Genomic DNA, 14,469 nt, shown 5'->3' with positions numbered 1-14,469 from the left:
GTCGGCGCAGGGACTGGCTTTCAACTTTCAATGATGCTCATTGCAGTAGACCGCGAAGTGCATCTTCAAGTTCCTTACCGCCTTCTTCTTCCAGGCGTTCGCGGATTTCTTCGCTGGCCCGGTCGATCGCCTCATCTCGGGCCAGATCACCAATCGACTCGACGAACGCATCGCGATCGAAACGGCACCATTCCCCCGTTTCACCACCCAATTCCCCTTCGCAGCGGACGGGCATCGGAATACGTTCAAGCCGGGGGTTCACATCGCAAGCCGCATCGGCAGTATCGACAAACCGCGCGGACGCTCGGTAATCGAAACGTTGCGTCTCGAAATTCAGCTGCCCTTCGCCCCCCAGATCTATACCGGGAATGGCGACATCAAGGTCGTCATTATGGGCCACCCCGTCACGTATCTCGAAGCTTGCCTGTGCGCGATCGAAGCGAGTGTCTTCGCTCCATTCTCGCGTCGTTTCCTCACCCTCCAGGTTGGCGGCCACACTGCAGAGTTCCCGTGAGACGTTCGTGGCCAGCATGGCGCCGTCATCAATGCGTGTCTCGACCGTTCCATCGAGATTGCGACGAAGGTGCGAAATGGTATTTCCTTGCGTGGACAGTTCCCCTGAAAGAAAGAGACGCCCACGTAATGGCGACTCGGTATCAGCCAGGGCCTGATAGAGAGGGGCGATTTGCACTTGCTCGAGTCGCGGCTCAAGCTGCCAATGAGGCGGCGTATCCTGCAGGTCGAGACTGCCAGTGGCTGACAATGATCCCTCGTACAGATCCGCATCGAGGCGCTCTAGCCGATGATTGCCATTCTGCCCCTGTAGTACCAGTTCCGCATTTTCGAGCACCATACCCAATATATCGAGTCGGCCAAGACGCAACTCACCGTTCAGCGTCAGCGCAGCGAGCCAGGCAGTCGGCAGCAACTCTGCTTGCGATTCCTCTTCCTGCGCATACGCTTCTGACACGCCAGGGATACCGAGCATGGCACTCTCTTCCTGTGCCCCTTCCTCATCGGGAGGCGGAAGGTAAGCATCAAGATCCAGCGCGTCGCCATCGAGTTCGAAGTCAAGCAACTCGCCATCCAGCCCTGCATTCAGGTACCCGGTAAAGGTACTGTCATCCATCACCAGCGTCAGGTTGCTGAGCATTACCTCTTCGGCATTGCCTTGCAATGGGCTGGTCAGCGTCACATCACTCAGCGCATCGTCACTCGCGGTGTTGGGCAAGACGTTGAATCGCTCAAGCCAGGGCCTGAGAGACATTGGTGCCATACTGACCTGACCGCTGTACTGCATGCCTTCAAACAGGTCACTGATCAGCAGATGGCCGCCCAGGTCCAGACCATCCTCCCCCGTGAGCCGCCACTGATTGATCCGCGCGTTCTGTTCACTCAGGTCGGTCTCGGCATCGAAATCCAATGTCAAAGGCATGGCATCGTCGCCCCAGGCTGGGTGATCAAGGCCACCTTTCAGTTGCCCGCCTTCAGCCTCGTAACGCTGGGTGGCTAGATCGGCCATGAGCTCATCGAGAGTCAGAGTCAACTGCTGTCGACGATCTTCGAGAGCCTCGAATGCCGTATCAGTTTTCAAGGACAGTTCATTGAACTCGTAACGGTCATCGGCCAGTCCTAGTTTTACCCGACTGTCGAACGACACCTCGCTGCTCAAATAGGGAGTGGGACCGTCTTCCTCTGCCTCATCTGGACGCTTCGCTCCCGAGTAGGCATCCACACGAAAGGTCGTATTCAATGGGAACGCTGATGTTGGATTGACATTGGAGCCACCGACATTGACACCGGTGATATGCCAATGGCGGTCATAGAGTTCATCGCTGAACCGTATATCGCCATCACGTAGCTTCACGCTGGCGATATCCAGTGCCACAGCCATGCCGCCATGATCATCGGGGTTAGGTCCCGAAGAGGCTGGAGCCAGCGCGGCTTCAGCTTCTTCGCTGCGTTCCCCCAAGCGCTCCAGGAAGGCCTCCCAGTTACCCTCCCCCTCTTCATTCCGCGACAGATTGAGCCGCATTCCATCAACAGTCAGGCCATCAATGGCGATCTCTCCGGAAAGCAACGGTGCAAACGCCAAGCTGACTTCAGCCTGGCTAAAGGCCATGAATGCCTGCTCGGTATCCTGATCAGGTAACCGCGCCTTCGCTTCCTGGACACTGACCCCCAATCGCGGATAGAACGACCACGACAACGGTCCATCGAGTGTCAGTTCCAAACCGGAATGCTCGCGCACGACTTCCACAAGTCTCGGTTTCAAGTCATTGGGATCGAAAAACGTGGTGACATAGACAACGGCGCCCAGCATGACGAGCCCCAGAACGCCGATCACCGCCAGCAACGTACGTAACAACGCTCGCATCAATGTCCTCCCTGAGATGGAAGCGGATTCAATTCGAAGTGGGCACCTCCCGCGACGAGTCGATAGCCCAATCGGGACAACAGCAGTTGATCCCCCATCATCAATGAGGCTGCATGAACCCGAAGCACTCGACCATCAGAAGCCGCCGCTTCAGCCACCAGTGACAGCATACGCGACCCGACGCCACGGCGCCGGGTCGCTTTCCGAACGCAGACATGGGACAGCCACCAAGCACTCTCGTCAACACGAACGGCCACGGCGCCAATCAGCCTCGCGTTGAATTGGGCACAATAGAAGAGCCCACCCATCTGCAAGTGGTTTTCAACGAACTCTCCCGCCGGCTGAGGTAGCCGGTAATCCGGTGCATCGGCATAGATCCGGATCAAGTCATACGCCACCTGGGAATCAGCGGCCCAGGTGGCATGGTCGACCCGGTAAAGTGTGACCGGCATTCACATGTCTCCCGAAACCGTGACGGCTGATCGCCGTCTGTTATGAGCTGCATTGTAGCGGATGGGGGGGACGATTCTCTATAATACCCCTTTCCACCCTTGGACACTGGCCAATTCTTTCGGCGTCGAGGGCATGAATCATCGGTCGCGCGACTGCAGCGACCTGCACAGGAGGCCCACCCTATGTGCGATCGCACTGCCAAGGTCACTCGCGATACCCAGGAGACACACATCACCATAGGGATCGACCTCGACGGACAAGGACAGTTGACCGGTGAAACCGGCGTCCCATTTCTCGATCATATGTTAGATCAAGTTGTCCGTCATGGTTTGATCGACCTGGATGTCAAGGCTGAAGGTGACGTGCATATCGATGATCATCACACAGTGGAGGACATCGGCATTACGCTTGGTCAGGCCTTGGCCGAAGCAGTCGGCGACAAACGTGGCATATACCGGTACGGCCATGCCTATGTACCACTCGACGAAGCCCTGTCACGTGTGGTCATCGACTTTTCCGGCCGCCCGGGGTTATTCATGGAAGCAACGTTCACCCGTGCAACCATCGGCAAATTCGATACGCAGCTATTCCAGGAATTCTTTCAGGGATTGGCCAATCATGCGCGCCTCACGCTACACATCGATAACCTGAAAGGTATTAATGCTCATCATCAGGCTGAAACCATTTTCAAGGCCTTTGGTCGGGCATTGCGCATGGCCGTTGCCGAGGACCCTCGCATGACAGGCCGTATGCCATCGACCAAAGGCAGCCTTTGAGCCCGCCATGAACAAGGAGAATGCATGACGATCGCCGTCATCGACTACGGGATGGGTAATCTCCATTCCGTTGCCAAAGCTCTGGAGCATGTCACTCATGAGCATGTCGTGATCACCCGCGACGAACGCCGTATTCGCGGTGCTACACGATTAGTCTTGCCTGGACAGGGTGCGATTCGCGACTGCATGGCGGAACTGAAGCGCAGTAACGTACAAGGCTTGGTGCAGGAAGTGCTTACCAATACCGACAAACCGTTACTGGGCATCTGTGTCGGGCAACAGATGCTGCTGGATGATAGTGAAGAGAACGAGGGAACTACGTGCCTTGGCTTCATACCCGGCAGGGTGCGCCGCTTCAACGACAGCATGCGAGACGACCAAGGTCACCGCCTGAAGGTCCCCCACATGGGGTGGAACCGAGTGGACCAGAACCATTCGCATCCATTATGGCACGGCATCGACAACGGCGAACGCTTCTATTTCGTTCACAGTTACTACGTCGATGCTGCTGACGACAACTCGGTATTCGGCACGACTCACTACGGTGACGTCGGTGTCCACGCTGCTATCGGCCGAGGTCCGGTTTTCGCGGTACAGTTCCACCCTGAAAAAAGTGCTGACGCTGGTCTTCGTTTGCTGGAAAACTTCGTCAACTGGGAACCCTGAGTCATTCTCGGCAACATCACGGCTATCCCCACTAGCACGCCCTACGTTACTTTGCCTGTTAGGGCCAAAGAGGATTCAACATGCTGGTAATTCCTGCCATTGATCTCAAGGATGGTAAGTGCGTCCGTCTCAAACAGGGACGCATGGATGATGCCACGACCTATGGCGACGACCCGGTAGCCATGGCGGCCCGCTGGGTAGAAGCCGGTGCCCGCCGTCTTCACCTGGTGGACCTCAACGGCGCCTTTGAAGGCAAGCCAGTCAATGGCGAAGCAGTGACAGCCATTGCACGAGCCTTTCCCGATTTACCGATCCAGATCGGTGGAGGCATTCGCTCCGCAGAGACGATCGCTCATTATCTGGATGCCGGTGTGTCTTTTGTCATCATCGGTACGAAAGCAGTCAAAGAGCCTGATTTCGTCAGCACCATGTGCCGACAATTTCCCGGTCATGTCATCGTCGGACTGGACGCACGCAACGGTTACGTGGCAACCGATGGCTGGGCCGAAGTCTCAACGATAAAGGCCGTTGACCTGGCAAAACGCTTTGCTGGCGACGGAGTGTCCTCGATCGTTTATACCGACATTGCCCGTGACGGTATGATGGAGGGAGTCAATGTGTCGGCTACCGCAGACTTGGCACGTAACGGCGGCCTGCCCGTCATTGCCTCGGGAGGCGTCTCAAGACTTGAAGATATCCGTGCGCTGGCCGACGTCGCCGACCAAGGCATACTGGGAGCTATTACGGGACGTGCCATTTATGAGGGCAGTCTGAATATCGCCGATGCCCAGCACTTGTGCGATACACTGTCCAGAAGAACCTCCGGGAGTTGAATCATGGGGTTGGCCAAACGCATCATTCCTTGCCTTGATGTCGACGCAGGACGCGTCGTGAAAGGCGTCAATTTCGTCGGTATCCGTGATGCGGGTGATCCGGTGGAAATCGCCAAACGATACAACCAGCAGGGAGCTGATGAGATCACCTTTCTGGATATCACCGCGAGTCACGAGGATCGTGGCACGACAGTGGAAATGGTCGAACGTATTGCCGGTGAAGTCTTCATCCCACTAACCGTCGGTGGCGGCATACGAACTTGTGAAGACATTCGGACCATGCTGAATGCGGGTGCCGATAAAGTGTCCATCAACACGGCTGCCGTCCATAACCCGGATTTCGTTTACGAAGCGGCTCAGCGTTTTGGCAGCCAATGTATCGTCGTCGCCATTGACGCCAAACAGGTATCGAAAACCGGGAGCCCCTCTCATTGGGAAATCTTTACTCATGGTGGCCGCAATGCCACCGGGCTGGACGCCGTGGAGTGGGCAAGGAAGATGGTGTCCCTGGGAGCAGGTGAGTTATTACTGACAAGCATGGATCGGGACGGCACCAAGGCCGGCTTTGATCTTGGCCTGACCCATGCGATTTCGGAAGCGGTTTCTGTGCCAATCATCGCATCCGGAGGCGTCGGGAATCTCGACCACCTGGTGGCCGGTGTGCTGGAAGGGGGCGCCGATGCAGTATTAGCTGCCAGTATTTTCCATTTCGGCGAGCACAGTATCCCCGACGCCAAGCGGTATATGTCAGAACATGGCATCGAAATGCGACTCTAGGGGGTTAACCATGGAATGGTACAAGGCTGAGACTATCAAACAATCCATAGTTGTCATGTTCACCCTGCTGATAAGCGGTTTCAGTGTGTCATCAACCGCCTATCCCAAACTCGAAGTGGATCATTGGCTTTTCCAGACCAGCCTCTACACTAAGCACTTCGACTCTGATCCCGAGCACACCGAAAGCCAGAACCTGATCAGCGCCGAGGCACGTAACCCTGATGAATGGCTTGCTGGTGCAGCGTGGTTCAAGAATTCATTTGACCAACCCAGTTGGTATTTCTATGGCGGCAGACGTTTCTCGCTATGGGAACCCAGTGATAGTGTCGAGGTGCACGCCAAGCTGACGGCTGGCTTATTGCGCGGCTATGATGGTGACAAGAAAGACAAGATTCCGTTTAACGATCTCGGCGTTGCTCCTGCCGTGCTCCCAAGCATAGGCGCCCGCTTGGGTCCTGTTGAAACCGACCTGCTTCTGTTCGGGAATGCCGGTCTGATGGTGACTGCCGGCCTACGCTTTTGATATTCAGTGACATCAGTCCAAGGTCAAGCCCAGGTTGCTGACACCATTATTGCGTCCGAGACGACGTAGAGCTTTGACCGAATCGCGTGACGACATCTGTTCGGTATGCTCCAGCACGGCCTGCTGAAAGTGTCGCTCATCGTCCATCAATGGATGATCTCGAACCGTTCTCTGTAGGGTGGCGTCTTCTTCCAGGTGCACTGTCATCTCGATAAAAGCGATCACTCCAGCCTGAGACACCCGGCTCACTTCAACCACAGAATCGACAGCTTCTCCGCGAAGCGTATCCAGTGTTGCCGAAAGCGCAACAACGGCATCCAACGCTCGGCGAGCTCCAAAGCTGTCATCATTCGAGGGAGGCTGGAGCGCTCCCAGTTTATCGGCTTGACGGTCGAAATCGATATGCGCACCAGGTACTAGTAGCGTTTCCCAAACCAAGTCCAGGATGTTGTGTAGTGCGGCAACGTCGCCATTTTCTGTCGTATCGGCATAGAGAGCATAATTGGGCAGTAAGCGTTCACACAATGCCGCCATGAAAGCTACGCTTTGGCGTTGATTCAAACGATGGAGGCGGTGCTGAAAGTCGTCATGTAGAAAGTCCATATTTAACTCCGTGAGGTAACTACAATGACTCAGGGCCACATGACATCGGGACTGACACGTCCTGAGGCATCAAAGATGACTCCTTCGGCCCACAAACGTTCCCGCTGTCGTGCGGCGCCTTCATGCTCCGTCACCCGACGCGAGGCATTGATAACACGGTGCCAGGGGAGCTCATGTCCATCGGGAAGGTGTCGCATGGCGGTACCTACCATGCGTGCTGTAGCACCTTCCGTCATTTTCGCCACACGGCCATAAGTCGTCACCCTACCCGGAGGTATCTGTGCAACAATGGTGTAGATCTGCTCAAGCAATTCCGAGCGCACCATGAATGTACTCCCTTTACCGACAACAGCCACTCGTCTGTGACGAGGCAAGCACGCTTTTTCATTCTGCCAAAGCACGAGTCATTGATACGAGATGCATATCTATTTCCTGGAGCATGCCGACTATATAGGACCAGCCAGGCTAGCTGATTGGTTGATCGGTATGGGGCATAGTCACAACAGCTGCCGGTTACATCAGGGTGAAGCATTGCCAAGGCTAGCCGACTGCGATGGCCTGATCGTACTCGATGCCCCCATGAATATCGCCAACTCTCCTGCACCGGAGTGGATAAAGCGCGAACGCAAATTGATCACCCGCACGTTGAAAAGCGGCAAACCCCTCTTGGGCATCGGCTTCGGCGCCCGACTCATTGCCACCGAACTTGGTGCCATTGCGTCGCCAGGCCCTTATACCGAAATCGGTTGGTATACCATACAAAGTGCACCCGATAGTGCCTTCGATCTTCCCGAACAGTTCGACGCTTTCCTCTGGCAAAATGAGATTCTTGCATTACCAGAAGGCACAACACCACTCGGAAGCAGCAGCAACTGCCCCGTTCAAGGATTTTCTTGGGATCGTGGCAGAGTCGTTGCCATGCAATGCCATCTGGAAGCGACTCAGGAAAGCGCCCAGGCACTACTTGAGATCACGCCATCATCGCTGACCGAGACCCATGCAGAACAAATAGCTACTGTCATGGCTGGCGACCCCAAGCGGTTCGATCATCAAGCGTCACTGCTTGACCGCGTCCTTCTTCAGTGGCTCCGAACGGTCGAGTGACCATTCACGTGCCGCTTCCAGACAGCTGTGCCAATCCCCCACATGGAGAAATTCCTGATCATGCTTCTCCAACTGGTAGCGGTACATGGGGTCATAATATTCGCTCAGCAAAGGGGCGAGCCAAGCTTCATGTGCCTGCGGGTTTCCCTTCTCATGCTCGGCAATGGCCAGGGACTGCAAGCGTTGTAACCGTGCCAAGCGTTCACTGCCCAGACGCTTCTTCAAGCGAGCCAGTGCTGAGGACAGCTGCTTTTTCATTAGGCTCCATCCCAGCCACTCACCGAATTGGTTTTGATAGACTTCCCACAGATCGTCAATGTAGTCCCGTCGAATCTGCTCTAAACGCCAATCCAGGGGCATTTCTACACGGATACGCGGGGCCCGCTCCATGGCTTGCCAGAACCGTTGCGGAATATTCACTGCCCCGACATGGCGAGACTCATCCTCAACTACATATGCCCCCTCGACTCCCAGCAGAGCCGATCCCATTGCATGTTCAAAATCGATCTGAGACGGAGAGGTGAGAGGATGACGACCAAACGCCGACCCCTTGTGTCGGGCGCACGCTTCCAGATCGATACCATTGTCCAGTTGATGGATCAGGCGTGTCTTGGCACACCCGGTCAGACCACTCACCACCAATAATGGTCGCTCCGCGGCCATATCGATCTGGCGACAAAGACGCTGACGCAAGACCTTCCAGCCACCGCGAATCCTGGGTCGTTCGACACCGGCATCATAGAGCCACTGCTGAGCGATCCGGGAGCGCAGGCCACCGCGGAAACAGTAAATCACGGAATCCGGATGATGATTGACCTGCTCCACCCAAGCCGCCACCCGCCGCTCCTTGACCGCCCCGGAGACCAATCGCTCACCAAGCGCAATAGCAGCCTTCTGCCCCTGTTGCTTGTAAGCAATGCCGACTTGGCGACGCTCCTCGTCATTCAATAATGGTAAGTTTATCGCCCCCGGAAGCGAACCCTGGGCAAACTCCACGGGCGCACGCACATCAATCAATGAACGCCGTTGCAGCAACAGGTCAAGATCCGGTTCGATCAATGGCAACGTCATCCATATACCTCGATAAGCGTGTCGCCTTTAGCAGCGACAACTTCTCCAAAAGGAGAAAGAGCAAGCTCATGCTGACGTCCGAGCCGTTCCACGTCATCCGCCCAGGAGGGATGCACTGCCAACAGCAAACCGCCGGAAGTCTGAGGATCGCACAGCCATTGCCAGTGGGGTTCATCCATCGAGGGCAGAGCAGCACCCAATGCCTGACGATTCCTCAGGGTACCGCCAGGCACAGCCCCTTGGCGGCGATAGGCCTCGGCTTCAGAGAGCCGGGGTAAATGCTTGAAATCAATACGAGCGGCGACGCCACTGGCACGGCAAACCTCAACCAGATGACCTGCCAGGCCAAATCCGGTCACATCCGTCATAGCGTGCACCCCTTGAACCTTGGCTAGCTCAGGACCGATATCGTTGGGTTCCAGCATGGTTTCCCGTGCCAACCCCTGATGCCCGATTTCCACCAGTCCACGTTTTTCCGCGGTCGTAAGCAGCCCGACACCCAATGGTTTGGTCAGATAGAGCAAGTCGCCCACCTGAGCCCCCTTATTCAGTTTGAGGTGCTCAAGCTCCACGAGCCCATTGACCGCCAGCCCGAACATTGGCTCAAGCGCATCAATTGAATGGCCTCCCGCCAGAGCCAGTCCAAGCTCACGACATACAGCTTGTGCCCCAGCGACGACATCTCCTGCGACATCCGCACCCAATTTATCGAGCGGCCAGCCAAGGATTCCCAATGCCATGATCGGCGTGCCTCCCATGGCAAAAACATCACTGATGGCATTCGTTGCAGCAATACGGCCAAAGTCGAATGGGTCGTCAACAATGGGCATGAAGAAATCGGTCGTTGCGATCATGCCACGACCATCGCCCAGATCATAAACCGCCGCATCCTCACGTCCCTGATTACCGACGATCAGCTGCGTATGACCGGCTCCAGGCCCCGCTTTGGCCAGAATGGAATCCAGCACGTCGGGGGCGATCTTGCAGCCACAACCGGCACCATGACTGAACTGAGTGAGGCGAATAGCGCTCATCACATTCTCCTTGCTGACGTTACACCCATGAGTCTAGATGATCGGCCAAGATAACTTCACAACGCCTCCAGCGCTTCCGACAGCCGGGTCACGGCAATGACCTCCATTCCTGCCGGCGCCTCCTTGGGAGCGTTACTGCGGGGGACAATCGCCCGCTGGAAACCGTGCTTGGCCGCTTCAACGATTCGCTCCTGTCCACTGGGTACCGGTCGAATTTCACCCGACAACCCCACTTCACCGAACACCACCAGCTCTCGGGGCAAGGGGCGTCCCTGGAGACTCGAGACAACGGCCAGTAAAACCGCTAGATCTGCACTGGTTTCCAGTACCTTGACCCCCCCCACGACATTCAAGAAGACATCCTGATCACCGGTGAAGAGCCCGCCATGGCGATGCAACACCGCCAACAACATCGCTAACCGATTCTGATCAAGCCCCACCGCCACGCGCCTGGGGTTCCCCAACGCCGAGTCATCAAGTAGCGCTTGCACTTCAACCAGAATCGGACGCGTCCCCTCCCAGACCACCATGACCAGGCTGCCGGCGGATTGCTCATCATTACGTGACAGGAAAATGGCGCTCGGATTCTTCACTTCTTTCAATCCCTGCTCGAGCATGGCAAAAACACCAAGCTCATTGACTGCACCAAAACGATTTTTCTGCCCACGTAGCGTACGGAAGCGCGAATCACTCCCCCCCTCCAGCAACAAAGACGCATCGATCATGTGCTCAAGGACCTTGGGGCCTGCCAGGGTGCCATCCTTGGTGACATGCCCGACCAACAGCAGGACCGTATTGGACTGCTTGGCATAACGAGTCATGGCAGAGGCAGACTCCCGAACCTGGGCAACGCCACCCGGCGCGGATGCGATCTCTTCAAGATGCATGGTCTGAATGGAGTCGATAATCAGGACACAAGGTTGCTCTCGCTCAGCGACACCAAGAATAATCTCCACGCTGGTCTCGGCCAGCATCTGCAACCCCTGACTAGGCAACTGCAAGCGATTGGCACGCATAGCCACCTGAGAAAGCGACTCTTCACCGGTCACATAAAGAACCTTGTGCTGCTGCGCTAAATTGCAGGCCGCCTGCAATAATAACGTCGACTTGCCCGCCCCGGGATGCCCACCCAATAACACAGCAGACCCGGGAACGAGTCCTCCCCCCAACACCCTATCGAATTCACCGAAGGTCGACGTGAGGCGCGGAACCTCTGTAAGGTCCACTGAGGCAAGGTCGACCACTTCTCTTGATGTAATCCCGGCATAACCATGTCGCCCTGTCAGCGTAGCGCCAACACTGCTGGAACGAGCCGACGCCAACCGAACCTCACTCAAGGTATTCCACTCGCGACAGCTTGAACACTGCCCTTGCCATTTACGGTACTCCGCTCCGCACTCAGAACATACGTAGGCGCTTTTGGCTTTAGCCATACCGGGCTTCTCTAAATTTCATGACGCACGATGAATCAGTGTGATTCGGGTCGCTGTAGCACACAAAGGGCGGCCCGCAGGCCGCCCTTGAAGAGAGAACACATCGGAGTTACTGACGTTCAAGCTGCAGCATGTCGTTATTTTCAAAACGGCGACGCTGAGGATCGATCAGCTCCAGCGTATTCTCATCCACTCTGAGGAAATAATAGACTTGGCCATCCCCCTCGGGAGTCAATTCATACACAGTTGCATCAGGTTCAGCCTCAGTACCTTCGAGGACTTCCCACTGGCCTGCATAATTTTCATCGGGTGGGTCTTGCGGATGCTCACGATAACTGGCTTCCAGATCGAATGTGCGATCTTCAGCAGCGCTATCCTCCTCACCCATCAGACGCACATCGATATCGATGCCAGCGCAATTACGGCAGGGCAAGGTTCCCTGATAAACCGCTCCATCAGTCGCAGTGGGCTCCTCCGCACTCTGCTCCTCCATCTGTCCTGCGGCACATCCCGCCAGTACTGCAAGCATGGCAGAACCAGCCAGCAAGCTCCTTATCTGCATGAGAGTCCTCCTAACCATTGGGCCATCACCGCGAATGCGATGACTTGTTCATAGCATAACGACAAGTTTGGCTGACGGACAGTTCCCCGTGCAATGATTCCCAATCATCTTACGATTAAGCCCCCGAAGCAAACAGCCATGCCAGCACCATCGGCATACACACCAAACTGCCTAAATTGCCGATCAGTACCAAAGACGCCACCTTGTGGGGGGCTTGTCGATACTGCTCAGCAACCAGATAATTAAGCACTGCTGGTGGCAAGGCTGCAAAGACCCATAATGTTGCGGCCTGCAATTCGGGCAGGTCCATCCACCACATGATGGGAATCGCCACTATCAAACCACTGACGGGGCACAACACCGCGCCAAGCATACCCAGCTTCCAGTCGCGAAAATCAATTTCCAGCATGCGTACACCAAGGGAAAACAACAACAATGGGATCGATACGCTGCCCAACATGTCCATCGGTTCCAGCAACCAGCCAGGCAGGACAATGTTGCCCAGGTTGCAAGTCAGCCCAATAACGCTCGCCAATACAATCGGCGTTCTGAGGAAACGCCACAGCGATGTTCCCGGACTGACCATATAAAGCCCCACTGAGAAGTGCAGCAGCATTTCCACCACAAACACTACGATAGCGGCCGGCAGAATGGCGTCACCAAAAGCCAGGACCAGTAGAGGGATCCCCATATTGCCTGCGTTATTGAACATCATGGAAGGTAGGAAGACCCGGGTATCGAGCCTGAACAGCCTAGCGACTGGCCATAACAGGACTCCGGATCCCAGTACAACGATGGCGGCCGCTGAAGCCAGGCCAGCATAATCGCCCAAGGGGGCCTGCTGGTCGGCCAACACTGAAACGACAAGCAAGGGGACAAATAACTCCATGTTGAGCGTATTCAGTCCCCTGATGTCTGGAGAGCGAAAGTAACCGTATAGCGTTCCACAGCCCGCAATCAGAAACACGGGAAGTAGCGTCGAAAGAATCTGAGCAATCATCAAGAATGTCCTGAATTAGCACCTAACGCCCGCAATCTCATGACTTGCGTGACACGCTCGCGAACGTCAAGATGACCAAAGTCTCAACCCTGCAATGCGAGTTTTCATGAGCAAGTACTGGAGTCCTGCCGTTCGCGATTTGACCCCTTATGTGCCCGGGGAGCAACCGCGTGAGCATATGATCAAACTGAATACCAATGAGAACCCCTACCCACCAGCGTCCGGGGTCGAGAAAGTGTTACGGGACTTCCCTGCCGATCATCTACGGCGTTACCCCGACCCAGTATCGCAATCATTACGTGAAGCACTTGCGCAATCGTACAGTGTTGATACCGCTCAAGTCTTCGTCGGCAATGGTTCAGACGAAGTCCTTGCATTTGCTTTCCAGGCGTTTTTTCGCCAGGAAAGGCCGATTTCAATGCCGGCAATCACATACAGCTTTTACCCCGTCTATTGCCGCCTATACGGCATTGACTACCGCACCATCGCGCTGGGTGATCAGTGGCAAGTTCCTTTAGAAGCCTTTACAGCCGACAGCGGGGGCATCATATTTGCCAACCCGAATGCTCCCACCGGACATGGGCATTCGCGAGAATCGATCGAGGAACTACTGAAGCGAGTCTCTGAATGTGTCGTCGTCGTCGACGAAGCTTACGTCGACTTTGGCGGAGAAAGTGTCGTCCCCTTGATCCAAACTTACCCTAACCTGCTGGTAACCAATACGTTTTCCAAGTCACGCAGCCTAGCCGGATTGCGGTTAGGTTTTGCTATCGGCTCCGAAGAATTGATCGAGGGGCTGGAGCGCATCAAGAACTCCTTCAACTCCTACCCCATTGACAGCGTGGCCCACGCCGCTGGTATCGCGGCCCTTGAGGATACCCAGCACTTTGAAGATTGCTGCTCCCGCATCATTACGACACGTGAGCGTACACGTCGGCAGTTACAGCAGTTGGGATTCGACGTTTTGCCGTCACAGACCAATTTCCTCCTGGTACGACATCCGCAATACGACGCAGATCAGCTCTTCATTGCGCTTCGCGAACGTGGGATTCTGGTACGTCATTTCAATACAGAAGCCCTACGTGACTTTTTGCGCATTTCTGTTGGTACTGATGATGAAATGGTCAGCCTGACCGAGACATTATCGGAATTAACATCGTGACCCGGCCGGGCCCATCGACGACCCAAAAAAAATCCCCCGGGGGGTTCCCGGGGGATTGTCATGTGAGGGCCTGACGATGACCTACTCTCGCATGG

The 14,469-nt window shown here is 55.6% G+C and carries 16 protein-coding genes; 7 read left to right on the top strand and 9 right to left on the bottom strand.

Annotated features, from left to right (window positions below; all coding sequences use genetic code 11):
• Positions 1 to 37: 37 nt before the first annotated feature.
• Positions 38 to 2,377 (bottom strand): AsmA family protein, encoded by a 2,340-nt coding sequence (locus tag BLW01_RS08275; protein ID WP_092569053.1) that lies wholly within the window; start codon positions 2,375 to 2,377, stop codon positions 38 to 40.
• Positions 2,377 to 2,829, bottom strand: coding sequence for a GNAT family N-acetyltransferase (locus BLW01_RS08270; protein ID WP_092569052.1), 453 nt, complete (start codon positions 2,827 to 2,829; stop codon positions 2,377 to 2,379). Before BLW01_RS08270 ends, BLW01_RS08275 begins: the two co-directional genes overlap by 1 nt.
• A gap of 183 nt (positions 2,830 to 3,012) precedes the next feature.
• Here BLW01_RS08270 and hisB point away from each other — a divergent pair, with 183 nt between their 5' ends.
• The 5 genes from hisB to BLW01_RS08245 all read left to right on the top strand — a co-directional run bounded on the left by hisB (position 3,013) and on the right by BLW01_RS08245 (position 6,405).
• Positions 3,013 to 3,606 carry an imidazoleglycerol-phosphate dehydratase HisB gene (gene hisB / locus BLW01_RS08265; protein ID WP_092569051.1) on the top strand — a complete coding sequence of 198 codons (594 nt, stop codon included), beginning with the start codon at positions 3,013 to 3,015 and terminating at the stop codon, positions 3,604 to 3,606.
• A 24-nt stretch (positions 3,607 to 3,630) separates the two neighbouring features.
• Entirely contained in the window at positions 3,631 to 4,272 is a 642-nt protein-coding gene (gene hisH, locus BLW01_RS08260) for an imidazole glycerol phosphate synthase subunit HisH (protein ID WP_092569050.1), read from the top strand.
• A gap of 80 nt (positions 4,273 to 4,352) precedes the next feature.
• A complete protein-coding gene (gene hisA, locus BLW01_RS08255; protein ID WP_092569049.1) occupies positions 4,353 to 5,105 on the top strand; it encodes a 1-(5-phosphoribosyl)-5-[(5-phosphoribosylamino)methylideneamino]imidazole-4-carboxamide isomerase in 753 nt (250 codons plus the stop codon).
• 3 nt (positions 5,106 to 5,108) lie between these two features.
• A complete protein-coding gene (hisF, locus tag BLW01_RS08250; RefSeq protein ID WP_092569048.1) occupies positions 5,109 to 5,882 on the top strand; it encodes an imidazole glycerol phosphate synthase subunit HisF in 774 nt (257 codons plus the stop codon).
• A 10-nt stretch (positions 5,883 to 5,892) separates the two neighbouring features.
• Positions 5,893 to 6,405 carry a hypothetical protein gene (locus BLW01_RS08245; protein WP_092569047.1) on the top strand — a complete coding sequence of 171 codons (513 nt, stop codon included), beginning with the start codon at positions 5,893 to 5,895 and terminating at the stop codon, positions 6,403 to 6,405.
• 12 nt (positions 6,406 to 6,417) lie between these two features.
• Here the strand turns inward: BLW01_RS08245 and BLW01_RS08240 are convergent, their stop codons facing one another.
• Together BLW01_RS08240 and BLW01_RS08235 are read right to left on the bottom strand one after the other, a co-directional pair.
• Positions 6,418 to 7,008 (bottom strand): YjaG family protein, encoded by a 591-nt coding sequence (locus tag BLW01_RS08240; RefSeq protein ID WP_092569046.1) that lies wholly within the window; start codon positions 7,006 to 7,008, stop codon positions 6,418 to 6,420.
• Positions 7,009 to 7,037: 29 nt separating this feature from the next.
• Positions 7,038 to 7,334 carry an MGMT family protein gene (locus tag BLW01_RS08235; protein ID WP_092569045.1) on the bottom strand — a complete coding sequence of 99 codons (297 nt, stop codon included), beginning with the start codon at positions 7,332 to 7,334 and terminating at the stop codon, positions 7,038 to 7,040.
• Positions 7,335 to 7,425: 91 nt separating this feature from the next.
• Between BLW01_RS08235 and BLW01_RS08230 the strand changes: the two genes are divergently transcribed.
• Entirely contained in the window at positions 7,426 to 8,112 is a 687-nt protein-coding gene (locus BLW01_RS08230; protein WP_092569044.1) for a type 1 glutamine amidotransferase, read from the top strand.
• Here the strand turns inward: BLW01_RS08230 and mnmH are convergent.
• From mnmH to BLW01_RS08205, 5 genes are all read right to left on the bottom strand, one after another.
• Positions 8,065 to 9,183 carry a tRNA 2-selenouridine(34) synthase MnmH gene (mnmH, locus tag BLW01_RS08225; protein ID WP_092569043.1) on the bottom strand — a complete coding sequence of 373 codons (1,119 nt, stop codon included), beginning with the start codon at positions 9,181 to 9,183 and terminating at the stop codon, positions 8,065 to 8,067. The genes BLW01_RS08230 and mnmH overlap by 48 nt on opposite strands.
• Positions 9,180 to 10,217, bottom strand: coding sequence for a selenide, water dikinase SelD (gene selD, locus BLW01_RS08220; RefSeq protein ID WP_092569042.1), 1,038 nt, complete (start codon positions 10,215 to 10,217; stop codon positions 9,180 to 9,182). Before selD ends, mnmH begins: the two co-directional genes overlap by 4 nt.
• 56 nt (positions 10,218 to 10,273) lie before the next feature.
• The gene (radA, locus tag BLW01_RS08215) at positions 10,274 to 11,650 is read right to left on the bottom strand and encodes a DNA repair protein RadA (RefSeq protein ID WP_092569041.1); all 1,377 of its coding nucleotides are present in this window, start codon (positions 11,648 to 11,650) and stop codon (positions 10,274 to 10,276) included.
• Positions 11,651 to 11,759: 109 nt separating this feature from the next.
• Positions 11,760 to 12,212, bottom strand: coding sequence for a copper resistance protein NlpE N-terminal domain-containing protein (locus BLW01_RS08210; protein WP_092569040.1), 453 nt, complete (start codon positions 12,210 to 12,212; stop codon positions 11,760 to 11,762).
• Positions 12,213 to 12,327: 115 nt separating this feature from the next.
• Complete coding sequence (locus tag BLW01_RS08205; protein WP_092569039.1) at positions 12,328 to 13,212, bottom strand: AEC family transporter; 885 nt, start codon at positions 13,210 to 13,212, stop codon at positions 12,328 to 12,330.
• A 106-nt stretch (positions 13,213 to 13,318) separates the two neighbouring features.
• Here BLW01_RS08205 and hisC point away from each other — a divergent pair, with 106 nt between their 5' ends.
• Positions 13,319 to 14,374, top strand: coding sequence for a histidinol-phosphate transaminase (gene hisC / locus BLW01_RS08200; RefSeq protein WP_092569038.1), 1,056 nt, complete (start codon positions 13,319 to 13,321; stop codon positions 14,372 to 14,374).
• The last annotated feature ends 95 nt before the right edge of the window (positions 14,375 to 14,469 follow it).

The sequence above is a fragment of the Aidingimonas halophila genome (assembly GCF_900106955.1).
In the GTDB taxonomy this organism is placed as follows: domain Bacteria; phylum Pseudomonadota; class Gammaproteobacteria; order Pseudomonadales; family Halomonadaceae; genus Aidingimonas; species Aidingimonas halophila.
The sequence above is the reverse complement of the archived record's forward strand: the minus strand, read 5'-3'. Positions and strand labels throughout refer to the sequence as shown.

What these genes read in the sequence shown, in the direction of transcription:
- hisA (WP_092569049.1), top strand. Translation starts at nt 4,353, where the DNA reads ATGCTGGTAATTCCTGCCATTGATCTCAAGGATGGTAAGTGCGTCCGT.
- selD (WP_092569042.1), bottom strand. Translation starts at nt 10,217, where the DNA reads ATGAGCGCTATTCGCCTCACTCAGTTCAGTCATGGTGCCGGTTGTGGC.
- BLW01_RS08275 (WP_092569053.1), bottom strand. Translation starts at nt 2,377, where the DNA reads ATGCGAGCGTTGTTACGTACGTTGCTGGCGGTGATCGGCGTTCTGGGG.
- hisF (WP_092569048.1), top strand. Translation starts at nt 5,109, where the DNA reads ATGGGGTTGGCCAAACGCATCATTCCTTGCCTTGATGTCGACGCAGGA.
- BLW01_RS08270 (WP_092569052.1), bottom strand. Translation starts at nt 2,829, where the DNA reads ATGCCGGTCACACTTTACCGGGTCGACCATGCCACCTGGGCCGCTGAT.
- BLW01_RS08245 (WP_092569047.1), top strand. Translation starts at nt 5,893, where the DNA reads ATGGAATGGTACAAGGCTGAGACTATCAAACAATCCATAGTTGTCATG.
- BLW01_RS08210 (WP_092569040.1), bottom strand. Translation starts at nt 12,212, where the DNA reads ATGCAGATAAGGAGCTTGCTGGCTGGTTCTGCCATGCTTGCAGTACTG.
- BLW01_RS08235 (WP_092569045.1), bottom strand. Translation starts at nt 7,334, where the DNA reads ATGGTGCGCTCGGAATTGCTTGAGCAGATCTACACCATTGTTGCACAG.
- radA (WP_092569041.1), bottom strand. Translation starts at nt 11,650, where the DNA reads ATGGCTAAAGCCAAAAGCGCCTACGTATGTTCTGAGTGCGGAGCGGAG.
- BLW01_RS08205 (WP_092569039.1), bottom strand. Translation starts at nt 13,212, where the DNA reads ATGATTGCTCAGATTCTTTCGACGCTACTTCCCGTGTTTCTGATTGCG.
- hisH (WP_092569050.1), top strand. Translation starts at nt 3,631, where the DNA reads ATGACGATCGCCGTCATCGACTACGGGATGGGTAATCTCCATTCCGTT.
- mnmH (WP_092569043.1), bottom strand. Translation starts at nt 9,183, where the DNA reads ATGACGTTGCCATTGATCGAACCGGATCTTGACCTGTTGCTGCAACGG.
- hisB (WP_092569051.1), top strand. Translation starts at nt 3,013, where the DNA reads ATGTGCGATCGCACTGCCAAGGTCACTCGCGATACCCAGGAGACACAC.
- BLW01_RS08230 (WP_092569044.1), top strand. Translation starts at nt 7,426, where the DNA reads ATGCATATCTATTTCCTGGAGCATGCCGACTATATAGGACCAGCCAGG.
- BLW01_RS08240 (WP_092569046.1), bottom strand. Translation starts at nt 7,008, where the DNA reads ATGGACTTTCTACATGACGACTTTCAGCACCGCCTCCATCGTTTGAAT.
- hisC (WP_092569038.1), top strand. Translation starts at nt 13,319, where the DNA reads ATGAGCAAGTACTGGAGTCCTGCCGTTCGCGATTTGACCCCTTATGTG.